The sequence below is a fragment of the Nitrospirota bacterium genome, assembly GCA_016180645.1.
In the GTDB taxonomy this organism is placed as follows: domain Bacteria; phylum JACPQY01; class JACPQY01; order JACPQY01; family JACPQY01; genus JACPAV01.
In genome coordinates this window covers 1-23,287 of sequence record JACPAV010000002.1, presented here as the reverse complement: position 1 = coordinate 23,287, position 23,287 = coordinate 1, and the positions used below count along the sequence as shown (strand labels likewise).

Genomic DNA, 23,287 nt, shown 5'->3' with positions numbered 1-23,287 from the left:
GACGAGACTGACTAGTATTGGACCACACCATGGATCTCCTCCCGATGGCCGATCTGCACACGCACGCGCTGATCCCGATGTACTACTACCGGAAGAAATTGGCGACGCCGCAGCCGCATCCCTTGTTTCTCCCCTGGGGCCCCATCGGCACGCACATCGACATCCCGGGAATCAAGGCGAGCGGGGTGAAGCTCATCACCTTCTGTGTGTACGCCTTCAATCGATTGCCCCGTTCGAACTGCTTCGAGAATGCCAAGGCGCAAATCAGGGTCTTCGAAACCTGGGTGTCCGCTCACTCGGATGTCCTCGCTCACGCGAAGACTCCATCGGAAATCCAGCCGATCATTCAATCGGGACGCACCGCGGCAATCCTGGCCCTTGAAGGCGGCCACCACATTGGGAACGATCTGGAGAACGTCGCCTATTTCAAGTCAAAGGGCATCTTCTACGTCACCATGGTTCATTTCATCAATACGCCCGTGGGGGACACGTTTCTCACCGGTGCCTTCTCCTCGAATCGCGGCCTTCGCCCGTTCGGTCGGGAACTCCTGAGAACATTGGAGGATCAGGGGATGATCGTCGATGTCGCCCACGCCTCCGAGACGGGATTTTGGGACATGCTTGAGCAGGCGAGAAAACCTCCCATCTTTTCCCATGGGGCCTGCCGCACGGTCTGCGGCCACTCACGGAATCTGTCGGACGAGCAGAGTCGCGAGATGATCAAGAAGGGGGGTCTGATGGGAATCATACTTTACCCCCACTATCTTCGCCGGACCGCCGTGTGGGGCCGGATGGAGGATGTGACCGGACACATCGACCACTGGCTGTCCCTGGGCGGTGAGAATACGGTGAGCATTGGCAGTGACATGAGCGGGACGATGACCCTTCGTGAAATTGGCGACATCTCCGGCATGCCGCGGCTCCACGACGCTCTTGTGAAGCGCTACGGCGAGTCGGTCGCAAGGAAGATTCTCTTCGACAACGCGATGGGCTACCTGGAACGCCACTGGCCGGGAGCGACATGAAACTCAATCTCTCGATTGCCAGACATCCGCGAAGAGGAGCGGGACTGCTTCTCGCCTTCTTTTTCCTGGCCTCGCCTTCGTGCAGCGATTCGGACAAGGAGTCCGGGGCCGCACCACCACCCCCCCCGACCCCATCTGCTTGTGCAGACCCGGCCCTCCCAACCACGGTACCCGGCCTTGCCGAATCGGCTGCGACCCCGTCGGCCATTTCGCTCCAGCCGGCCTCGGCCGGACCGGGCCAGCCGGTGTACGTCACGATCGAGGGAAGCCTTCCCACTCCTTGCTACAAGCTCTCGCGCATGGAGGAGAAACGTGACGGATGCTCCATCTTCCTGAACCCCGTGATGATCGACAAGGGTGAAATCTGTATCCAGGTGATCGGCAGTTTCAAGGAAACGTACACGCTCACAGCTCCGGATTTGCCGGGGAGATACTGGATCATCGCGGGGAAGTCCTCCGCGATCTCATCGCTTCTCGAAGTCACCCTATAAGCTCCAGGCGCCTACTTGAAGTCGGCCGGGGGCGGCGGTAACGTAGCTCTCGATTCATGACCGAGCGAACGACGCAACGAACCACCCGGCGCGCCACGTCGCCCGCGGGCGCCGGTGAGGCGAAGAAGGCGTGCTTGTTCGTTCTCACCGGCGAGCTTCGAGGGACGCGGCTGGACATCGCCGCCGGCCGAACAAGACTGGGCCGCGGCACGGACATGGAGATCCGGTTTCCGACGGATGATAGTGTGTCACGCCACCACGCGGAGATCATCATGGAAACGGGCGGAGTCCGCGTGCGGGACGTGGGGAGCACGAACGGAACGTATGTGAACGGGGCGAGGGTGGACGAGATGGCCCTGAAGGATGGGGACCGGATCCACATCGGCGCCACCGCCGTGAAGTTCTTTCTCGCCGACGACGTGGAGGCCTCCTGCGTGGACGAAATGTACCGGATGGCCACGCGCGATGGCCTCACGGACGTCTTCAACAAGCGGTTTTTTCTCGACCAATTGGAAGTGAAGCTCAGCGAAACGAAACGGACCAAACAACCGCTGGCACTGCTCATGATGGACGTGGATCATTTCAAGAAGGTCAACGATCAATTCGGCCACGTGGCAGGGGATCAAGTCCTTCAGGGCGTGGCGTCCGTCGCCCGCTCGTGCGTGCGCAAAGAGGACCTCTTTGCGCGGTACGGGGGAGAGGAGTTCAGTGTGCTGGCGGCCCGGTTGGACTCCCAGCATGCCTGGTCCATGGCGGAAAAAATCCGCGAAAGCGTGATGAACCATCTCTTCATCTTCGAGCCGCACCGGATTCCCGTGACCATGAGCGTGGGCGGATACGTCATCGATGCGGAAACCCTGCTTCCCTCCGAGGAGTTCATCAAGAAGGCGGACGGCGCCCTCTACCAGGCCAAGAACTCCGGCCGCAATCGCACCGTCATTTCATAATCGGTGACAGTATACTCTATTACACCCCGTCGAGCCTGCGGTCACTGTGGTTCCAAGCCCATCCATCGGAGCAATGTGCGGGGAACAAACGGGAGCTGAATCGAAAACATCAGTGAACACCATCCCTTCCTTGAACGGCCTGCGTGCCGTATCCATCCTCCTCGTTATCGCCTTGCATCTGGCCCATGCCAACGGCACCCCGGAGTGGGCCGGCCGCATTCTTCGCTTTGTTTCGGGGGGCAACCTGGGCGTGATGATCTTCTTTGTCATCAGTGGGTTTCTGATCACAACCCTGCTTCTCAGGGAGAAATCGGGGGGAAGGGGTCGGGCCAGCATCCCCAGGTTTTACGTGCGCCGCTTCCTCCGCATTTTTCCCGTCCATTACCTTTATGTTGCCGTCATCTTCTTGCTCAATACCCACATCGGCACCCCCATCCCGGGAACACTATTCATACACGCGCTGACCTATACGGTGAACTTCGTCGGTGGCACATGGCTGGTGGGTCATCTCTGGTCGCTGGGCGTGGAGGAGCAATTCTACCTCTTTTGGCCCTGGGTCTTGGGAGGTTCGGAAAAAGCCATTATGCGAATCAGCGCCCTTCTTATTCTTTGGGCTCCCCTCTCACGCGTACTGACGTACAAGATCCCATCTCTCAACGTGTACCTTCTGGGCGGTTTCTTGGGCCAGGCCGATGCGCTGATGATCGGCGCCGTGTTCGCCGTCAAATTGCACCGCAACCCAGAGTGGCTCCACCATGCTCTGTTCAAGCACCCGGCGCTCCGAATCACGGCGGTGTGCCTGATGTGGGGAGTCTCAACGCTGTCCTACAACGGAAAGCTGGGCATTATCGTGTTGCCTTTCGGCGGCACTCTGATCGCTCTGAGTGCAGCCTATCTCATGCTGAGCGTCGTGTCCGTCAGAGACGACTTGACCTATCGTTTTCTGAACCACAGGGTGATGGTTTACATTGGCGTCCTTTCATACAGTCTCTACATCTGGCAGCAGATTTTTCTCTACGACAAACAGTGGTTTCTCGGAACCGAAGGGTGGCGGAGGTTCCCCGTAAACCTGGGGTTGGCCTTCCTCACCGCAGCGGCCTCCTACCACGTTTGGGAGAAACCTTTCTTGAAACTGAAAGACCGCTTCAGCGGCAATGGGCGGAGATCGGATCGGGCCCAATCCACGGCCCAGATGCTCTGACATCGGAACACGCTGCTTGCTTCAAGTTGAGCAGGCTGTCACCCTAGTTGCTTTTGTCAGCCAGTTTGAACTTGCGGATCCAGTGGGAGAGCTGGGAGCGGTCGACCTGGAGTTCCTTGGCGGCCTCGGTGACGCTTCCATCGTGTCGCCGAAGCGCATTCTCAATCCTGTTCTTCTGAAATTCGAGGAGGGCTTCGCGAAGGCCGAGCCCTTCCCGAACGGGCGCCGGGCCTCCCTCGCCGAAAAGCTCCTCCATCTGGCGAAGATCCTCGACCTGTATCTCCCTGTTCTTGCTCAGGACGAAGGCGCTTCGCAGTGTGTTCTCCAATTCTCGAACATTCCCCGGCCAGTCGTAACCGACCAGCAAGCGCAGCGCCGCTTTCGACAGCGTTTTGGCCGGCACGCGGTACTGGCGGGCGATTTCCTTCAAGAAATATTCGGTGAGGCCCTGAATGTCCTCCCGCCTTTCGCGCAGCGGAGGGATGCTGATGCGGAACACTCGGAGTCGGTAGTACAAATCCTCGCGGAACTTCTTCTGAGCGACCAGATCTTTGAGGTCGACATTCGTGGCGGCGATGACGCGCACATCCACCTTCTTCTCGGTGTTGCCACCGACCCGTCTGACTGTGCTTTCTTGGAGCACACGCAAGAGTTTTGCCTGAATCGCGAGAGGGACATCGCCGATCTCATCCAGAAACAGGGCGCCGCCCTCAGCCGTTTCGAACAACCCCGGCTTGTCGCGGTCGGCTCCCGTAAAGGCGCCCCGGACGTGGCCGAAGAGTTCGGATTCCACAAGCTCCTGCGGAATCGCCGTGCAATTGACCGCCACGAAAGGCTGGTCCTTCGACGGCGAATTGTAATGGATGGCGCGGGCCATGAGTTCCTTCCCTGTGCCGCTCTTTCCGACGAGGAGCACGGGAACGCGCATCTCCACGGCCCGGTCGAGCTGAAGCAGAACCTGCCGCATGCCCGGACTGTTCCCCACGATGCGCTCGTACTTGTATTTTGGCTGTTCATCGTGAACGAGGTCCTGGAGACGGCGTTGGGCGCTGGTCAGTTCCTCCTCCTGGTGCTGGACCGTCTCCTGAAGCTTCCTGTTCGAATTCTCCAACTCAGTATTCAACTGATCGACTTTTTGCTTCGTCTCCTTGGTCTCTTTCAAACTTCGGCGGAGTTCGCGCTGGTCGCGCACGTTCTGAGCAATGAGCTGGGCGCGGAAGATCGCCAGGGCGGCCAGCTCCGCAAGGGCGGAGAGCATCGGCACGTCCTGCTCCGTGAACCGGCCGGTCTTGAGCCGAGTGTCGAGATAAATCGCTCCAAGCGCCTCGCCTTTCATGAAGAGGGGCACCGAGACCGCCGACTTGAGCTGGAGCTGACCGACGCTGGCGGCTTCCTTGAAGCGTGGGTCTTTGGCCGCATCGAGGGTGATAATGGGCTTGGCCTGATCCAAAGATTCCTGCGCGATGCTGAGGCTGAAACTTTCGGCCGGATCGCGAACGTCTTTCTTCTCCTTCGACCGGGCGACCCGCACAGCAAGCTTGTCTTCCTCCACGAGGAGCAGAAATCCCCGTTCCGCATCCATGAAGCCGACGAGGGAATCGACGATCTCAACGAGGACGTCTTGCACATCCAGCGGCGAATTGATCTTCCGCACGACCTCCAGCAGCGACAAGCTTTCGATATCGCTTCGCCGCCGGAGCGGGGCGGCCGGGCGCGGGAGATCGGATGCGGCAGGGGTGGCTGCAACGACGGTCGCCGGGTAGTCGCGTGGGGGCGGAGCGGATGCGACCGGCAGTGTTTGTGTCCTCTCGGGCATTTCGCGTTCCTCCTTCATGGGTTCGATCGGCCGATGTTCCTCCGCGGGAGATTCCGATCCCGGCGTGGCGTGGCGGAACGCATCGCTGATCCGCTGCTTGAGCTCTGGGTCCGGTCCGGGCATGGCCTCCAACTTGGTCATGGCTTGTTCGAGAAGTTTGCGGGCCTGGGCGGGGCTTCTTTTGGAAACCAGGCGTCCCTTGACGTAGAGCGCCTTGATGTCGAGGATCGGCGACTCGTGCAGGAGAGGGTCCTTCTCGCATTCAGCCAACTCGGTTGACGCGGCGGATTCCGCGCCCGGTTCCCCGGCATCGATCGTGATCTCGATGCGCTTGAGTCGCGCGGCCAGAATTTCCGCCGGGATATTGAGATCCCGGAAGATCGTTTCGGCCGACGCGCATTCCTCGGCGGCCCGAGCGAACAGGCCGCGGGCGCGGAAACAATCCGATCTCTCCAGCCGGATTTTGGCCTGGATGTGGGCCATGTGGAGCTCCTGGGTCAGCCGCGTGGCATCCGCCAGCACGTCTTCCGCGGCCTCAAAATCGCCGGCCTCCCGCCGGAGTTGACCCAGGTTGTACAGGAGCCGGGCCTCGTAGGACCGGTCGGAAATCCGTCGGAACATCGCGGCGGCCTTCTCGTGGTACTTGATCGACGCTTCGAGATCGCCGGTTTCGTGGTAGCACATCCCGAGGTTGACGCACGCCAGCGCCATCGTTCGGAGATCGCCGATTTCGGCGCTAATGGCGGAGCAGGAGTGGAAGAGAGGCGTGGCCTCGGCGATGTTTCCCTGTTTGAGATAGGCCGCGCCCAGCATGTTGAGGGCGAGGGCATGCCGGCTGGGCCGTCCCGAACGCTGACTTTCCGTCACGTTCAGCTTCGAGAGTTCGATCGCCTCCTCTATGCGGCCATGATAGAAATGGACCTTGGCCACGGCATGTCGGAAGGCGAGGGCTTCCTCGACGTGACAGGGGCGCCCGCCCGTGAGGTACGGCTGGGCAATACCGGCCGCCTCGTCATAACGGGCGTGCTCCACGAGGATGTCAGCCAGCAGAGAGTCCAGGTTGGGTACAAAGGGGGAAGTCTCATCCATCTGCGCCCGCGCCTGGCGGATCGTCTCCGCCGCTTCCTTAAGCTGTCCGCCGTACCGGTGAGCCCGCGCCAAGGCGACGGCCAGCTCCGCCCGCTCCCTCGGCTCCTGCGACTCGGAAAGCAGCTCGCCGTACCCTTCGGTGGCTCCCGGGAAGTTCGCGGTTTGCAGGAAGGCCTGCGCGAGGAATTTCCGATACTGGCGGCGGGGTTCTTCCGGCAACGCCTGGGCTGGGATGTCGTGTGAACTCAGGAATTGCACGACGGGTTCGGGCCGGTTGAGCTTGAGCATGAGTTGGATCTCGGGCTTGGCGAGAGCGAAGGCCCGGGCGGAGTCGCCGCCCAGGAAGAACTGGTGCGCCCGTTCGAGCCCGACGCCCTCCGACTCGCCCTGTCTGTCGAACCGGGACAACGAGAGGTCCTCCCATTTCTCTCCAAGGAGGAGACGCATTCGAAATTCGTCGGCGGGTGGAATCTCCCGATACGAGGCCTCCCGTCTCAGTTCGCTCGAAAGTTGGTAGCCGCTGGGTCCCTGCCGGACCCAGCCAAGATCCTGGAGCTTCCGAATGGCGGCTGCGGCCTGTCCCACGAGGGGAGGATCCAGAAGTTCAAGGTCTTCGGCGGCCAATTCCAATGAAGTGAGACTCAGCCAGCGGAGGATCGATCTTTCCTGGTTGTCGAGTCGTTCGACGTCTCCCTGATACCACGCCGCCAGGTCGAGGCTGGCGTCGAGATTCCGCCAATCGAGGGCATCGAGCTGGCCCTCGATGTCTTCCCCCGGCTTCAGGACCTCATTCACGAGGAGCCGGACGTATTCCACGAGGAGCCCGGGCATTCCCTCGGTCTTCTCCATTAATTTCTGAAGGAGCTTTTCCGGCACATGCTCAACCGCCAGGAGAGTGTTCAGCACCGCCAATGCCGTAGGCTTCGACCAGTTTTTCAGCGTCAGGGTGTGCGAAGGCTTCGGATCGACCATCAAACCCTCGGAGGCGGAAGCGGTCATCAGAAGGAACGTTTTCATCTTGCCCGGGGGTGCCGATGCGGTTGCGGCCTCGTGGAGCACCCGTCCGAGGAACGTCAGAAGTTCCGCCAGATCCTTCTTCTGATCCACGTCGTCCACGAGCAGAATGACCGGTCGTTTCTTCAGGAGCAGAGCGAGAGCCTCGGCATGCTTCTCCAATACCCTCGCTTTGAGGAGCTCGGGGCGGGTTTCCAGTTCCGGAGGATCTTCCGCGCTCCCGAAACGGGCCGGGAGAAGGGCCTTGAGGAATGGGGCAAGAGGTTCGAGGTCCTTGACGTCCGAATCGTGCATCAGTCTCATGAAAAGTTCGGCAGGTCCCTCGGAGGGTCCGCGAAGGCTTACGACGAATCGATCGGCGAGTTCCGCCCAGCGACGAACCTCCTCGAGGACGGCCGACTTGCCGCTCTGAGCGCGGCCCTCGATGACCCCCAAGAATAGTGTGGCGTCCGTCTTCTGGAACTGCTCCATCCAACCGACGACCTCCTTGAATTCCTCCGCTCGTCCGGAGAGCACGGCCGTGGCCTTGTCCGGAATGCGGAGACGTCCCGGTTCGAGGAGGAAGCGGCGTCCCACCCGCGCGTTAAGGCGGCGGATGACATCGTTGGCGGACCAGAACCGGCGCCGCGGGTTGGGATCGAGTAGGGTGATCAGGACTTCTCGAAAGCTTTCGGGTACGTCGTCTTGGAAATCCGTCCGAAGCGGTGCGGTTCGGTTAAGCGTCTCCTGAATGAGAGCTTCCGTGCTTGGGGCGATATCGCTCGCGTCCGCGGCCACCGTCCCTCCCGCTTCGCCGCCGCCGGGCCATTCGCCGGCCGGGCCATCGGGCAAAGGAGAAGGCCTTTTGAAGACTTCGAAGAACATCATGCCGAGTGAGTAGAGATCGGCCCGCCCGTCGATGTGATCACCGCGGACCACTTCGGGCGCCATGTACGGAAACGTCCCGGCGATCAGTCCCTTCTTGTCGAACTTTCCGATTTCGTCGGCGACCCCGAAGTCGAGGATTCGGGCCTGGGGAATGCCTCCTTCGTGCGCGGGGGCACTGACGAGCACGTTGGGCGGCTTGATATCGAGATGAATGATTCCGCGCTGATGAAGGTATTCGAGACCCTGGAGGAGCTGGGCGAAGAGCTGCCATCGAATTTCCCAATCGGCCTCCTTGAGAACCTTCGACGCATCTCGCCCGGCGATCAGTTCTTCCGTGAGGAAGTGCGAACCGGTCGTATCGTCCACCAGCAGGTCGTACACCTTGAGCAGGGCGGGATGGTGGAGGTGGGCGAGAACCTTCATCTCTGTTTGGAAGGAGGTGTCGGCCTTCTCCAGGTCCATTCTGAAGAACTCCTTCACGGCGACTTCCTTGTTCAGTACGTGATCGAACGCCCTGTGAACGCGGCCGAACTGGCCCTCACCCAGAGTCTGGAGGATTTCAAGCCTTCCCAGGATTTTGTCGGGCACGCGCAGGAGTATATCGGAATTCATGCACGGTGCAAATCGCCACGTGACGTGACAAACAACCACGCGTAACGCGGAAACCGGTGGTCGCCGTGTTCGTATAAGTATAATACATAACTATATTATCCATGCAGTTCGCAGGTCGGGAGCGTTTGGCCTGACGCTTGCTCTTGAGGGGGTATGGCCACGTTCAGAAACACGGAAACGTCGAAAGGTGATTTCACCCGCAAGTCCGCCGCGGCGGACAAGGGTGGAAGCATGGGATCGAAACTGGAGGAGAGGAGACGTCCCGCTCCGCTCCGCTGCGGGGACGGTGAAAGGAACGTGCGTGAAGAGCGGCACCGCCCCGCGCCGCGTTGCTCTGGGGACGGCGAGAAGAATCAATATGAGAAACGACGCCGGCAATCCCAAAAGATGGAGGCGATCGGGCGGCTGGCGGGCGGGATCGCACACGACTTCAACAATCTCCTGACGGTCATCCTAGGACACGGCCAGTTCGTCATGCGCCGTCTACCGTCGGACGATCCGGTTCGGCTTGAAGTTCAGCAGATCGTCCGATCTGCCGAACGCGCTGCGGCCCTCACGCGCCAGCTTCTCACCTTCAGCCGCCAACAGTCGGTCCACGCCGAGGTCATCGATCTCAACGTCATCGTCGAGAACATGAGCAAACTTCTCCGGAGCCTTGTAGGGGAGGACATCGCCATTGAGGTCGGCTTGGGGGCCGGCATCGGAAAGATCCATGCAGACCCCAGCCAGGTGGAGCAGGTTCTCATGAACCTCGCGGTGAATGCGCGCGATGCGATGCCGATGGGAGGCCGCATCTCGATCGAGACCCAGAACGTCGAGTTCGACTCAGCCTACGTGTCTCAGCATCCCGAGGCGAAGCCGGGACTCCATGTCATGCTGGCGGTGAGCGATACGGGGCATGGGATGGATGGTGAGACCCTCTCGCGGGTGTTCGAACCGTTCTTCACCACCAAGGCGAAGGGGGAGGGCACCGGTTTGGGACTGGCCACCGTGTATGGAATTGCAAAGCAGTGCGGCGGGCACGTGTCCGTTTACAGTGAGCCGGATCGCGGGGCGACCTTCAAAGTGTTTTTCCCTCGCGCGTCGGCGGGGGGCGCGCCGTGCGGGGTGGAGGCGAAACAGAAGCCGGCAGAATCGGCCACGGAAACCATCCTCCTCGTGGAGGACGAACGAATGGTCCGAGATCTCGCGGCGCGATTCCTCACGGCCACCGGCTACACCGTTATCGAGGCGGCCGACGGAATCGAGGCCTTCAGGGCGCTGGAATCGCACAACGGGCCGGTCCATCTCTTGATCACGGACATGGTCATGCCCCGCATGGGCGGCATCGAAGTGGTTCAGCGATTGCGCGAAAAACTTCCGGAGATCCGGGTGCTCTACATGTCTGGCTACACGGAGCGCCGTATGGCCTCGAACGGCAACCGCACCCCAGGTGCCGATTTCATCCAGAAACCTTTCACACTCGACGGCTTGGCGCTGAAGGTCCGAGAAGCTCTTGATGCCCGAACGCGAGCGAATGGCGCAGGTTCCGCCGAGAAGACCCGCGAGCGCGATGGGATGGCGTGCTGAGGTGAAAACCATGCGTCCCGCCACGTGGATCTCGGCGTTCCTGCTCGTGCTCATGGGATTGCTCACCGCCTTCTCAACCGGATGTGCAGCGGCGAGCGGCAACCGATCAGGCGGGGTCGTCCAAACGTCCCCTTCTCCGGTCGGGATTCGAAGGGCGTTCCTGCCGGCGGAACCCTCTTGGCGGCAGGACGCATCACGTGGCCGGGGAACAGACCCCGTTCTCGGGGCAGGATCAAATGCTGAGCGCCATCATCCATTGAAGCCGGAGTGAAAGGTGGGTACCATGCGCGTCAAGCTCGGACGGAATGTGGAGGGCAAACCGGCTGTAGCCTCAATTCGGACGAGATCCATCAGCCCCAGAGTTCAGGTGTCACAATGTGCTCAGGAGGGAGACATGAGAACTAATATTGGAATCGGTCGAAGGGTTTCCCGGCTGTTGCGGCCTCCGGCGCTGGCGCTGCTTGTCTTCGCTTGCGGCGGGGTCAAGGGGCTGGCATACGACGGCGCCAACGGCCGCCTTTACGCCGCTGACAATACCGCCAATCGCATCCTCATCTTCAACATTCCATAACGGGATCGGAGCACTATGATGAAGAACCAAAAGCACCTCATGGTCACGGCCGGGCTGGCCCTCACGCTGGCCTTCGGCGCGTCCGCCTCCCCCGGCGGCTGCGGCGGTGGAGAGAAAGAGAGCACGCCCGCCACGGCGACTCAGCCCACCACCCAACCGACGGATCCAACGAAGCCCGGGCAATTGCCGGGTGGGACATCCGACTCCACCACGGACCAGCCGCCTGCAATCTCAGCCAAGAAGGCGACACTGACGCTTAATGTTCGGAATGCCACGCTGGAGCCGCTTCCCGGAGCGCCACCCCGAACGATCCTATTCGGTACCGGTGACGCCGGAGGCTCGTTTCGGGCTTCCGAAAGACTCTCGAAACTGCCGGGGTTCTTTCTTGAGAGCCCGATTCGGCTCCAGATGACTTCAGCCCAGATCGTCGGTCAGTCCACGGCGTCCCAACTGAAATCTTTCAAGGTTTATCTCCTTCGCGTCGCCATTTGCAATGAGCAGGGCTACCAACTCAACGGCCCCGGAGGCGGAGGGAATTTGTTTCAGGAAAGCACGAATTGTTTCCAACTCTACAAGGCCCCGGAACCCGGCGGTTCACTCGCCGCAAGCAGCTCCTACACGGTCGATCAGGCAAAGGCCGACTCGGGGAATTTTGTCAACCTCATGGATGCGAAGGATCTCGCCGCCAAGTTGCAGAACATCCCGGTGGACCTAAACAGTGGGCTGAACATGGGGACATTGATCAGTGGACCTCAGCCGGGCCCCTGCAATCTCAACCGCACATGCGAAGCGCCACTCGGGGAAAATGAAGCCAACTGTCCCCAGGATTGTTCAGTGGGAGGGACGACATCGGCGGCGGGTGCGGCGGCCAAGTCGTATGTGTACGGTGTGTTCCAGGTAGCCCCGTTCGTAAAGGTCAACGGGGAGTTGATCCTGAATGATGGGCGCACACTGGTGAGCAGGGAAGGCCCGGTAACGCTTCGTGAAGCTGGAGCAGGAACTCCATGGACGATCGTTACGGTGGAGAACCTTGAAGGAACCTCCGGGTCCTCACAGGAAGTCGCCGTGTCCTCCTACGTGGGAGGCATCTTCAAATTCCAGTCGCCGTTCACGATTTCACAGGCGGACCTAGACAGCCAAGCCCAGTTTACACTCGACATTATATTCAACCCCGCCGGCCTTCTCCAAGGCTACCGCAACCCCCCCTTCGGTTTGGCCCAGATGCAAGACCTGAGCGGCAACAGCATTTTTGTCTCGAACCTACGTGTGGGCCCGGTGCCGCGCCGAGGTAGCTCAAACACTGTTCTTGAGAGCTATCTGTTCACGCTACCGACCTACAATGCCAGGTTGGATTTGTACTCTGTCAAGGATGACCCGGCGAAGACCATCTATGCCGTGGATCTTCGAGTGATCGCCACAAAGGATACCACCGCCGCACTGGCCGACACGGCCATCTCCTATGTGGTGCCGAACGCGGATGATAAGATCGATTTCCAGAACCCTCTGAAAACCCCGATCATCTCCGGATTCACGAGGCTGGCAGCCGAAGGGGCGACAGGGAAGGCCAAAGTTATTTGTAGTGACTTGACCGCCTCCGGAGAAGGTACAGGATGGAATCTGGCCGGTGTCGGCGGCACTCCCGCGGCCGGTTGCGCTTCACTGGCGTCAACGATAGATACCAGCTACACATTGGTTACCATGAAGGAGATCAAATAGGTTATGCGAAAAACTTTCACAACAGGCCTTCTCCTGTCCGGCGTTTTCGCCATTGGGGTTGCAGCAGGACCCGGCGGATGCGGGGGAAGCGAGAAGGAGAGCTCGCCCGCCACGGCGACCGGCACGTCCACGGCGACCACCGGCAGCGATCAAGCCGCTATTCCCGAAGCGACGACTCCAACGACCCCGACTACCGGGACGACCTCCGTAGCGCCCCCAAAGCCCTCGAAGGCGAGCGACGTGCTCTTGAAAGTGACGAACGCGGTGACGACCTCCATGACCGCCGGCGGGTCGAGTCTGATCGGAGGAAGCACCGCGCGTGGCGCCTCGCTGGAGCCCCTCCCGGGCGCGCCCCCTCGCGCCTCGTTGCCCGGCATGTTCCGATATCCGGTCCAACTCGAACCGACGTGCACGGATGGCGCATCGCCGCTGGATGCTTCGGGAATTCCGCTCCCGGACCTTGACCCGAAATACGCGCCGGCGCTGTTTTATTGCGTTCTAAAGCAACCCGGCACGGGGCCGGAAAGTCCCCTGGGCCGGATGCTCCTAACCCGCGGCTTCGTGTGCCTTGCGGAAAAGGCCGTGCCCGACCTGACCTACAATGGCTCATCGCGAACGGCCACCGTCAACCCCGCCGACTCCGAATGCTTCCCGGATAATTTTGTCCCCAATTTTCCCGCCCAGCCGATCCAGGTCACCATCACCGCCTCCTCACCCTCTGCGTTTGGCAAGACGGGAGCCTGGGATCGAAGCCTTCAGATTGTTACCGTCATCCAGGGCGAATCACTGAACCTTCAGCTCCTGCTCAAAGACGGAGAAGGGCTTGCAGTGGGTGCGGGTAGATTCATCAAGGAGAGCGACAAGAATGACGCCTACACGTTTCATCTTGATACCCAGATGGGCGTTCTTCGATATGAACAGAAGAATCAGGACTACGACAATCCCCAACCGGACGAAAACGTCCAAACCGCCTACAACCGACATGCGAGGGTTCGGATTGCCGGAACCGTCAATTCAGATGGAGTCTTCAGTCAGGTGACGGATTACCAAGGCGCGGTGGGGAATCTGTACAAGCACAAGATCGGAGATTCCACTCTCCTTCACACCATCCGGGGAAATCCGGCGGCCGGCTTCAAGGGTATCGGGTACAAGGACATCAATTCGGGTACTGCCGACTTGCTCCTCAACCCTTCGAACTATTCCGCCGTCGCCTCCTGCTCCGGCTCAGGGGACTGCTCCGGCAATTCCGGCCTTCGCGTCATGAAAGCAGAGGATCTGGACTTTCTCATGCATCCGGCCGGACCGCGCTTCACCGCAGGGGATGTCTGGTTTGAAAGTCTTTCTCCACTGACCTTCAACGAAGTCTCGCTGGCTGACAGCCAGCCTTAGCCGACCGAAAGGAAGGACACCATGAGCACCAAGCGTTGGATTGCTCCCATCGGAATATTGGTTACCTTGTTTGTCTTCAATGTGGCTGCATCGCCCGGCGGTTGTGGAGGAAGCGAGCCGAAAACGACGCAGACCACAACGCCAAGCGCGCCAGCTGAGGAGCCGGCCGCGCCGACTACGCAACCGACCTCAACGACCACGCAAACCGATACAACCAAGACCGAGCCGCCTCCCGTCGTGAAGCCGCCTGAACCGCCGGTGACGAAACCGCCCGAACCGGTCGTCATCCCGACCAAGGCCCTCATCACAACCAATGTCCGTAACGCGACTCTCGAGCCTCTTCCCGGCGCGCCCCCCCGCTTCTGGGATTGGGTCGGGTCTGGAGCCTTCGAAGAGGCGTTGCCGCGGCGGCAATCCTCAAGTTCCAAGGTGCAGGGCCAGTCCCTCGGAGCCCAGATCAAATCCCTGCGGGCCTACGTTCTGCGCATTCTGATCTGCAAGGAGGAGGGGGCCACGGTGGGAGGGTCGGGGCACCAAATCAACAACGCATTCAGGAACTGCATCATCCTGCATATGGATCCCGAACAAACCTCCAAGGGCCTGAGTTACTGGGAGAACTACAACGGTGACAACGCCAAGGCGGACGACGCGAAGTTCGTGAGCGTCATCGACCCCAATGATCTAAATAGGCTTCAGAACATCAAGACCGAGCTGGCGCCCTGCACCACAACTGCGGCCCCCGAAAGGCAGACTCAGAGCGGATACTGCAACAACAACGGGGTGTGCGAGAAGGACAAAGGCGAGTACCCTTTCGTCTGCCCCGGCGACTGCCCGAAGGAGACAACGGGATCAACGGAAGGAACTCGGGACGATGGTCGAACAGAAGGTTCCGGGACCGGCTCATCCTGTGTGGCCGGCGACTACGTCTGGGCGATCGTCGAAGACGCGCCCGCCGCCAAGATCAACGCCGAACTCACCATGAACGATGGTCGAACGCTGGTGACCAAGGATGGCCCGGTGATCCTCCAGAGCGGCACGGGGACGAGTTCGGTTTTCTTTACGCAGCCGGACAATCTGGCGGGCACACCGGGATCTTCCCAGGAGATGATCGTTCGACAGAGCCTCACCAAGGGTGTCTTCAGATTCCAGAAGGCATTCACGATCACCCAGGCCGATTTGGAAAACAAAGTGCAGTTTGTCTTGGACCTGGTCTTGAACCCCGAGGGCTTTCTGTATGGGCAGACTCCGGCCGATGGCCAGGAGCCGGTCAGGGACGAGAACGGAAACGCGATCACGCCCACGCCCGCCCGCCTCGCGCCGGTGCCCCACAAAGTGAGCGAGACGGTCCTGCGGGAAACCTACGTCCTCAACCTCCCCAAGATGGATTTCCGCCTCGAGCTCTACTCCATCAAAGAGGACGCCGCCAAAACGATCTACGCGGTGGATGCAAGGCCGATGGTGACCAAGGCGACAGACGTCAATGTGTCCACCAACAACAACATTCAATTCTTTTACATCGGGGCGGATCCGGACGGAAAGCTCAATTTTCAGGCGTACAACAAAGTCGCCATCATCTCGGGGTTCAGTAGACTGAGCGCCGTGGGAACCGCCGGCACGGCAAAAGTGCTCTGTGCCGATGCAGGTGGAGCCAGTGGATCGGGATGGTCCCTCTCAGGAAATCCTGGCAGCCTCGAGTCCGGATGCGCGTCTGCCTCATCCACGTTGAGCGTCGGCTACACCCTCGTGGGCTTGAAGGAGGTCAAGTAGTCTGGTAACGGAACACGGATCGGGAGGCCCATGGATACACTGGCAACCTACAAACAAGCGCTGACGGGAAAGTCCGAGGAGCAGGTGCTTGCCGAGTTCAAGCACCCGTTTCTTGTGAGAGTGCCGCGCGAAGTGGTGGCTTCGAAGTTGGCCGCCCGCACCGCATACCAAGAGCGGGCGAGCTTGGGCGTATCTCGTTCGACCTTCCGTCCCGATCCGAAATGCGAAGTCTTCAAGGTGGTTCGCAAGGAAACCGGGGCGTTCATTGCGGGCGACCGCGTGTTTGTGGGACGGGGAGAGGATTGCGACCTCCCGATTGCGGCCAGTACGATTTCCAAACATCACGCGTATCTCCTGGCGGGTCCTGCGGCGGGGACGGCCAATCTCGTCGAGATGACCTCAACCAATGGAACGTTCTTGAACGGGAAGCGGCTCGCCCCTCGGGAACAGAAGCCCCTGACGGACGGCGACATGGTGTCACTCGGCCCCGATACCCATTTTGCTTTCTTCACCCCGAAGGGTCTATTCCAAGCCTGCCAGGAGACGAAGGCCCCTCCGGCCGGTCCGCCCGCCCGCCTGATGGACGTGGACCCGGTCGTGTAGGGCTTGGGGGTCAATGGGAACGACTTGACCTCGTCAGCCGCCCACAGGCCCGCTTCCAAGCCCGTACTCCTTTGGGCTTTCTGGCCGGACGATCTTTCCCGCGCGCTGGAAAAGTTCTATCGAATCGCCTACCTCCAGATTCAGGCCGCCCCGGCCACCCTGGCCAACTATCATCTGCCCTCCATCCTGGAGTCCGTGGGGAAGGGGCAGGATCGCCCCGTGGCTTTCTTCCTCCACGGGTGGGCCCTCTGCGATTCGCTCCTTGATCTCGACCACTTGGGGATCCCCTCCGTGGCCTATTTCCACGACACGCATTTCCATCTCAATTCCTGGGCATGGGACTTCTCGCACGTGTTCGACCGTGTCTACTTGGATACCCAGGGCTCCGTGGAATATTTCATTCGGAGGGGATCGACGAACGATGTCGCCTATTGTCCCTTGTACTACAAAGGCGCCCGCGAGCGGGTCTCCTCGTTTGATCCGGGGCGTGAACGCCCCATCGACGTCGCATTCGTCGGGAATTGGGACGTCCGCCTGCACCCGGAGCGCCACCGGTTCTTCCAAGAGCTGCTCTCGAAGGTGGGTACCCGGTATCGCCTGCATGTGGGCGCGGGGGAGTTCGAATCCGTCTATCCTTCTTCGAAAATCGTGATCAATGAAACTGCGCCTCCGCCGGCGCAGAGGCAGAGCTCTGAATCCGTCGTCGATGCCCCCAATTTCCGGGTCTTCGAGGCCATGGGGTGCGGCGCGATGCTGCTGTGCGATTCGCCGGCACCCTCCGTCCGCGCGTTGTTTGAAGAAGGAGAGGATTTCGTCGCCTACCGGCATGCCGACGCGGCCGACGCCATGGATCGGATTGAACGGTATCTCCGGCACGGAGAGGAACGATTGGCGATTGCCTATCGCGGATGGCGGCGCGTGGTTGAACAGCACACACCCGAGGCGCGTGCGGAGATGATTGCCCCGGCCCTTCAGGATCTGATTGAGCGAAGGGGGTTGCCGGTGAGAAACCGCCCGGAGCACAAATTCCTTCTAGGCCGCGGCCTGTTGCGGCAGGCCCTTGTGTGGCGGTGGCAGGCTCCCTCGATGGGGGACCCGGCCTTCGGACGGCGCATCGCCACGGCGTGCCGATTGCTTTCGGAAGGGACCCGATCGGAGAAATACGGGCCCTTGGCTGCGGCCCTCCTTCCGCTGCTACCCTATCTGGTCGGAAAGGTGGATGAAGCGATCGAGGGATGGCGGAAGCTCAGGGGGACGGCCTCGCATTCCTACGCGGCACCGTTCCTGGCCGCCTGTGCCACGCTGATGGATGGAATGCGTGCGGAGGTGGAGGCCTTTGGGGAAGGGCCGGAAGCGATCCTTCTGAAAAACGCCGCCGAAGTCGAAGTGTACAGGGAAATTCTCGGCGGCTCTGTGTTTCAGAAACCGAAGTCCTGAGCGCGCCGGCCCTGCTACCCCCGGAGCCCGGTAGGGCCGGTGGTTGGGAGGAGCCTCGCCGACCTCATCGGGGAAGAAGCGAAGACGATTCCGCGCTCGGCCGCTTCGCTCAAACTCACACCGACCGTGCGGAGCGCAACGACCAGACCGATGAGGCCGAGCAAATAGAACCACGGAGGACGGCGCCAGGATGGCAAAGCCGCCCCGCGACTGGCTGGATGCCAGCCATGGAAGGTGCGGTACCCCGACCTCCGGGCCGGCCACGATGATAGGCCACTGAAGGCGGGGCGCTACACATGACAATCCCGAATCTTTGGAAATATATGTAATATTAACGTGTTGCCAATGTAATCAAATTACCATGGGAAAGAAGACGAAATTCGTGGTAAATAACCACGCGAATGGGTCAAAGCCCCACGAAGGGTTCAGGCTTCTTCGAGGGCGCGGAGTTCGGTGTCCGTCTGCCGGAGGCGGATGGACAGGGCGCGCGCGAGCCGGGCAATCACTCGCTTGGCCACCAGCGGGTGGCGGAGGGCAAAGGCATCGAACTGGGCCCGGGACAAGACATAAAGTTCGGTGGCAGAGCTGGTGACGGCGTCGGCCGATCGGTCTGCATGGTCGAGGAAAGACATATCGCCGAAGAAATCGCCGCGCGCAAATGTCGCCAGGTGATGGTGTTCGCCGCCTTCGAGCGGGAGGTTGATCCGCACCTCACCGGATCGGATCAGGAAGACCTCATCCCCTTTGTCCCCCCGGCTGAAAATCTTGCTCCTTGGGACGAACGACTTTGTCGCCGCCAATGCCTCGACTTCTTTGACGTCGGCCGCATCAAGGCCGTGCAGCAGGTCGAACTGGCCGAGCGTCAACGGGGGCTCCGTCGTCGCCTTTCGAACGCCTTCCTCTTCCAGGATACGATCCTCCACCCATTCCAACGCCTCGCTCAATTCTTCGAACATTTTCACGTTCCGCGAAGGTTTGTTGAGACCGACTTCGGCGAAAAATGCCTGGAGGTTCTGCTCTGTCGGAAGATGATGTGACAGCCCGGCAAAGACCAGGAAGGCCCCGCGCTCGGTGAGCTGGGCCTCGATTTGGTCCAGCTTGTGAGCGGCCGTCACGTCGACCGATCGGACCGAGCGCATGTCGAGGATCACGAATGTCTTCGTTCGGAGATCCGATTCCAACTCGGTGTAGAGATGGTCCGTGGTTCCGAAGAAGAGGCTTCCCACAAGTTCGTAAATGGCGGTTTGTTCCCCCTTCTTCTCAAGGATGGCCGCTTCGGAAGGGACGCGGCGTTTTTTTGAAAACGTGTGATCCCCGGTCGTCTTCCGGCGGACGATGGGCTCGCGGATTTGTTCCCGGAGAAAGAGCAGAATTGCAATGCCGAGTCCGACCGCCTCGGCGGTGACCAGATCCACGCTTACGGTCACGACGGCCACCACCGCCACGACAACGAAGTCGAGACGGGTGGACTTGTTTTTCAGCAGGTGGAAGCTGTCGCGATCGACCATGCGATAGGCGACCACGAGGAGGATGCCTGCGAGGGCGGCGAGGGGAATCCACGACACCCAGCGAGCGAACAGCAGGAAGACTACGAGGACGAGTACTCCCTCCACCAGTCCGGAGAAACGGGTTTTTGCCCCGCTGCTGAGGTTGATGAGCGTGGCCCCCATCGTTCCGGAGCCGGGCGCGCCCCCGATCAGTCCGGAGGCCACGTTGCCGATCCCCTGGCCGATCAGCTCCCGGTTCGCATTGCTTCGGGATCGGGTCAGCGCGTCGACGATGACGCAGGTCTTCAGCGTGTCGAGGGAGAGCAGGATGGCCATTGTGAGTGCCGGAAGAAAGACAAGCTTGAGTTGGGGAAGAGCGAGCTGTGTAACGGCGCTCCATCGGCCGACGAGGCTGGAGACGGAGAGGGCCTCGCGGCCGCCGACGGGTCCGATGACCAAGTGATTGTCGGTCAGGCTCAACAGGGTCGGATCGACGAGGAATGCGATCGCGAAATAGGCGCCTATTCCGCCGAGAAGGGCGATAATGACAGCCGGGAGTCGACGGGTAATCTTGGGGGCCACGACCATCCCACCGATGGTGATGAGTCCCACGACGATTCCCGGCCAGCGCCAGAGGTCCGGCTGGGTGAGGCCGCCCCACAACCCAGCCGATTTGGGAAATCCGAAGAACTTGGGGATTTGCCCCGTGAATATGACGATGGCGACCCCGCTCAGGAACCCGGCCACCACGGGGTAGGGGATGTACTTCATCAGTTTCCCGCCGCCCACGGCCCCGATGGCGAGCTGAAGGATTCCCGTAGCAACCCCCGTGATGGCGAGGAGGAGCAGGACGGCGGATATACCGGCGGGATCGGTCCCCGGCGAGAGGGCCTGATAAAACTCGGCGGCGGTGGCGGCGACCACGGCGGCGGCAGGCGCCGAAGGTGAAGTGATGAGCCGGGGCGTGCCGCCGAAGAGCGGCGCGAGGATGCCGAGCGCGATGGCACCGATCACCCCCGCCAGCGCGCCCTGCGCGGCGAAGGCGGCGCCTATCGCCGAGAACATGACCACGCCGTAGGCGATGGAGGAAGGAAGCGCCACGAGCGTGGCGGCCACGCCGCCCCAGACGTCTCCCGCGCGATTTTCGGACTTGCTCATGCGGGTGTCTTGGTAGGCGCATCCTTTAGGGTGCGTCTTGGACGCAGGCTAAAGCCTGCGGCTACCAGGTTTGAGGGGGAGCGACGAATACCCGGGATCAACACATGATGCTGAACGGGGCGAATGGTTGGCAGCCTATTCCTCAGCCGGTGCCTCTTCCGCCGCGGGTTCTCCCTCAGAAGTGGGTTCTTCCTCGGAGGCCTCCCCGGCCGGAGCCGTCGGTTTGGATTCCGCCGGCTCCTTGGTGGAGAAAATCATGATGTCGATGCGGCGATTCTTTGCCTGGTTATCCGGAAGAGGCGTTCCATCTTCCTTGTAGTCCGGGGCTACCGGACGCGTATCCGCGGCGGCGATTCCCCGGATTCGATTTGGGGCGAATCCTTTTTCGATGAAGTATCGAACCAGATTCGTGGCGCGGGCCCCCGAGAGCTCCCAGTTGGAGGGGAACTGCTCCGTGTGGATGGGAACGGTATCGGAGTGCCCGATCACTTCGATGTGGTATGGAATTTTGACCAGTCCCTCCACAATGACGGTGAATTTCTCCCGGGCTTCAGGAAGGAGGTCCGCGCTGCCGGGGGCGAAGAAGGCCGATCCCTTGGCGGAGAGGAGGATGCCGTCCGGCGTCACGGTCACGGTGATGACGTCCTCCAAGTGGGAGAGAGAGATGAGCCGGTTGACGTCTTCAATGAGATCCTCGGTAATGGCCCGCTCGGGGATTTCGATCCCCCCGATTTCATCCTGGATGGCGCCGGCGATGGCCTTCAGTTTCTTCTCGTCGATCGTGGAAATGGAGATGAGCATGACGAAGAACACCATGAGATTGGTGACGAGGTCGCCGAAGCTGGCGAGCCAGCCGGCGCCTTCGTCACCTCCACCGGCCTTTCGTGGGAGCGGCATGGTGGCCTCCGCCGAGGCGGAAGATCAGGCCTTTTCCTTTGTCTCGCTGCCGGCGGGCTTCTGGCCGGCCGCCGACTTCACGCCGCCCCACTTGCCCATCGGCAGGTAGGCTTTGAGCCGGTCGCGCACCAAATCCGGCGGTTGCCGGGTTGCAAGGAGCGTCAATCCTTCCATGATGACATTCATGAGGACCGTGCGCTGTTCGATACGCTTGTCGTATTTCGTGGCGATCGGGAGGAAAATCATGTTGGCAAGCATGACGCCGTAAAAGGTTGTGATCAGCGAGACGGCCATGCCCGTTCCGATTGTGCCCAGCCCGCCTCCCTCGGCGCCCAACCCCTGGAGCATGGCGATGAGGCCGATCAGCGTTCCGAGGAGGCCGAACGCCGGAGCATAGTTCGCCAACGATTTGAATATCGCGGCCTCGCCCTTCCCCTGGTCGTACATGGTTTGCATCGATGCCTGCATGTATTCCCGGATCTTGTCGATGGGCCGCTGGTCCACGAGCATTTGAAGTCCGTCCTTCAAGAACTCGTTTTCCTGCCCTTCCAAAGCGGAGCCCATCTTCATCGTGCCCTTCGCAAATACCTGCTTGGAGAGTTCCACAATCTGGTCGATGTACGTGCCGATCGGCAGATCCTCCTGCCTGAATACAGCGCCCGCCACTTTCAAACTTCGGACCACGTCCGCCATGGGAAAGGAAACGAACATGGCGCCGATCGTGCCGCCCAGAACGATACCGATGCTGGGGATGTTAAAGAAGACGCCGACCTGTGGGGTGGACGCGAAGAGCGACCAGACCAGGATGCCCATTCCGGCCCCCATCCCGAGAAGAGTGGCAATGTTCACGGGCGAGCCTTATCTCAGACGGACGGACAACGGGGCGCCGTTTCTCAAGCCGCCGGCGGAGGTGCGCCCGCCACAGACGCTTTCTTCATTGCCTTGATCTGCCCGATGATGTTCTCCTCGATGTCGGCGATCTCGACCTCGTCCACCTCTTCGATGTTCGGCATCTGCTCATTTACCATCTTGGACATGCGGTCCGAGAGGTTGGTGAGGAGCTTCTTCTTCGCGTCTTCCTCCGCGTGCTTGATGACCTTGCAGAGCTTGATGATGTCCGTTGAGCCGAGCACCTGCCGCAGGGTCTCATTGTCCACGTAGATCACGTCGTTGATGCCCTCAAGCTCCTCGATCTTTTTCAGCCTCTTTGTCGTCTTGTCGAAAAAGTCCTTGCCCTTTTCCTGCGCCCAGCGAAGGGCCTCGCTCCGGCGGAAGAAAAAGATGGTTTCGGGCACGTCCTTCGACATGATCTTCTTGTAGACTTTCTCGGCCTCGGTGCCGACGAGTTGAGAGAAGGTCTGGATGTCGATGAGCTCCTGCTCCTGTTTGAACCCTTGGGTCACCGAGGAATCCATTTCCTTGACGATGCCCTTCACATTCTCAAGGAATTTCTCCGGGTTCTCGATGGTGATCATCCGGTCGGTGGTTTTTGACGGCGCCTCGACGGTCAATTGTCGCATCCCGGCCATTTTCTTGAGGACGTTTTCCACATCCGCGCCGGTCATGGAAAGCGCCTCACGCAACTTCGCGAGAACGTCGCGGTAGGCGAGGGTCACCTTTGGGGTGCCCTC

Annotated in this window: 16 protein-coding genes; 11 read left to right on the top strand and 5 right to left on the bottom strand. The window is 60.7% G+C overall.

Annotated features, from left to right (window positions below; translation table 11 throughout):
* Nucleotides 1-17: 17 nt before the first annotated feature.
* The 4 genes from HYT87_00125 to HYT87_00110 all read left to right on the top strand — a co-directional run bounded on the left by HYT87_00125 (nt 18) and on the right by HYT87_00110 (nt 3,664).
* Nucleotides 18-1,025 carry a membrane dipeptidase gene (locus HYT87_00125; GenBank protein ID MBI2058152.1) on the top strand — a complete coding sequence of 336 codons (1,008 nt, stop codon included), beginning with the start codon at nt 18-20 and terminating at the stop codon, nt 1,023-1,025.
* Nucleotides 1,022-1,516, top strand: coding sequence for a hypothetical protein (locus tag HYT87_00120; protein MBI2058151.1), 495 nt, complete (start codon nt 1,022-1,024; stop codon nt 1,514-1,516). The genes HYT87_00125 and HYT87_00120 overlap by 4 nt, the downstream gene beginning before the upstream one ends.
* Before the next feature lie 56 nt (nt 1,517-1,572).
* Nucleotides 1,573-2,463, top strand: a complete 891-nt coding sequence (locus tag HYT87_00115; protein ID MBI2058150.1) for a GGDEF domain-containing protein — start codon at nt 1,573-1,575, stop codon at nt 2,461-2,463.
* A 112-nt stretch (nt 2,464-2,575) separates the two neighbouring features.
* Nucleotides 2,576-3,664: an acyltransferase gene (locus HYT87_00110; GenBank protein MBI2058149.1), complete on the top strand. Its 1,089-nt coding sequence runs from the start codon at nt 2,576-2,578 to the stop codon at nt 3,662-3,664.
* 43 nt (nt 3,665-3,707) lie between these two features.
* Here HYT87_00110 and HYT87_00105 read toward each other — a convergent pair whose 3' ends face one another.
* Complete coding sequence (locus HYT87_00105) at nt 3,708-9,038, bottom strand: sigma 54-interacting transcriptional regulator (protein MBI2058148.1); 5,331 nt, start codon at nt 9,036-9,038, stop codon at nt 3,708-3,710.
* 177 nt (nt 9,039-9,215) lie between these two features.
* Here HYT87_00105 and HYT87_00100 point away from each other — a divergent pair, with 177 nt between their 5' ends.
* The 7 genes from HYT87_00100 to HYT87_00070 all read left to right on the top strand — a co-directional run bounded on the left by HYT87_00100 (nt 9,216) and on the right by HYT87_00070 (nt 18,114).
* A complete protein-coding gene (locus tag HYT87_00100; protein ID MBI2058147.1) occupies nt 9,216-10,631 on the top strand; it encodes a response regulator in 1,416 nt (471 codons plus the stop codon).
* Nucleotides 10,632-11,025: 394 nt separating this feature from the next.
* Nucleotides 11,026-11,202, top strand: a complete 177-nt coding sequence (locus HYT87_00095) for a hypothetical protein (GenBank protein MBI2058146.1) — start codon at nt 11,026-11,028, stop codon at nt 11,200-11,202.
* Nucleotides 11,203-11,220: 18 nt separating this feature from the next.
* Nucleotides 11,221-12,918 (top strand): hypothetical protein, encoded by a 1,698-nt coding sequence (locus HYT87_00090; GenBank protein ID MBI2058145.1) that lies wholly within the window; start codon nt 11,221-11,223, stop codon nt 12,916-12,918.
* A gap of 3 nt (nt 12,919-12,921) precedes the next feature.
* A complete protein-coding gene (locus HYT87_00085; protein MBI2058144.1) occupies nt 12,922-14,307 on the top strand; it encodes a hypothetical protein in 1,386 nt (461 codons plus the stop codon).
* Between the two features lie 21 nt (nt 14,308-14,328).
* A complete protein-coding gene (locus HYT87_00080) occupies nt 14,329-16,074 on the top strand; it encodes a hypothetical protein (protein ID MBI2058143.1) in 1,746 nt (581 codons plus the stop codon).
* A gap of 30 nt (nt 16,075-16,104) precedes the next feature.
* Entirely contained in the window at nt 16,105-16,677 is a 573-nt protein-coding gene (locus HYT87_00075) for an FHA domain-containing protein (protein MBI2058142.1), read from the top strand.
* 24 nt (nt 16,678-16,701) lie between these two features.
* Nucleotides 16,702-18,114, top strand: coding sequence for a glycosyltransferase (locus HYT87_00070; GenBank protein ID MBI2058141.1), 1,413 nt, complete (start codon nt 16,702-16,704; stop codon nt 18,112-18,114).
* A 425-nt stretch (nt 18,115-18,539) separates the two neighbouring features.
* Here HYT87_00070 and HYT87_00065 read toward each other — a convergent pair whose 3' ends face one another.
* The 4 genes from HYT87_00065 to HYT87_00050 form a co-directional block, all read right to left on the bottom strand.
* Complete coding sequence (locus tag HYT87_00065; protein ID MBI2058140.1) at nt 18,540-20,759, bottom strand: SLC26A/SulP transporter family protein; 2,220 nt, start codon at nt 20,757-20,759, stop codon at nt 18,540-18,542.
* Nucleotides 20,760-20,894: 135 nt separating this feature from the next.
* Nucleotides 20,895-21,656, bottom strand: coding sequence for a flagellar motor protein MotB (locus HYT87_00060; protein ID MBI2058139.1), 762 nt, complete (start codon nt 21,654-21,656; stop codon nt 20,895-20,897).
* Nucleotides 21,657-21,680: 24 nt separating this feature from the next.
* Nucleotides 21,681-22,505, bottom strand: coding sequence for a MotA/TolQ/ExbB proton channel family protein (locus HYT87_00055; protein ID MBI2058138.1), 825 nt, complete (start codon nt 22,503-22,505; stop codon nt 21,681-21,683).
* Nucleotides 22,506-22,549: 44 nt separating this feature from the next.
* Nucleotides 22,550-23,287, bottom strand: a 738-nt coding sequence (locus tag HYT87_00050) for a hypothetical protein (protein ID MBI2058137.1), incomplete at its 5' end; no start/stop codon positions are given.

Bases quoted from the DNA above. Each gene is read 5' to 3' on its own strand.
- HYT87_00120 (MBI2058151.1), top strand. From the start codon at position 1,022: ATGAAACTCAATCTCTCGATTGCCAGACATCCGCGAAGAGGAGCGGGA.
- HYT87_00115 (MBI2058150.1), top strand. From the start codon at position 1,573: ATGACCGAGCGAACGACGCAACGAACCACCCGGCGCGCCACGTCGCCC.
- HYT87_00100 (MBI2058147.1), top strand. From the start codon at position 9,216: ATGGCCACGTTCAGAAACACGGAAACGTCGAAAGGTGATTTCACCCGC.
- HYT87_00095 (MBI2058146.1), top strand. From the start codon at position 11,026: ATGAGAACTAATATTGGAATCGGTCGAAGGGTTTCCCGGCTGTTGCGG.
- HYT87_00090 (MBI2058145.1), top strand. From the start codon at position 11,221: ATGAAGAACCAAAAGCACCTCATGGTCACGGCCGGGCTGGCCCTCACG.
- HYT87_00085 (MBI2058144.1), top strand. From the start codon at position 12,922: ATGCGAAAAACTTTCACAACAGGCCTTCTCCTGTCCGGCGTTTTCGCC.
- HYT87_00080 (MBI2058143.1), top strand. From the start codon at position 14,329: ATGAGCACCAAGCGTTGGATTGCTCCCATCGGAATATTGGTTACCTTG.
- HYT87_00075 (MBI2058142.1), top strand. From the start codon at position 16,105: ATGGATACACTGGCAACCTACAAACAAGCGCTGACGGGAAAGTCCGAG.
- HYT87_00065 (MBI2058140.1), bottom strand. From the start codon at position 20,759: ATGAGCAAGTCCGAAAATCGCGCGGGAGACGTCTGGGGCGGCGTGGCC.
- HYT87_00060 (MBI2058139.1), bottom strand. From the start codon at position 21,656: ATGCCGCTCCCACGAAAGGCCGGTGGAGGTGACGAAGGCGCCGGCTGG.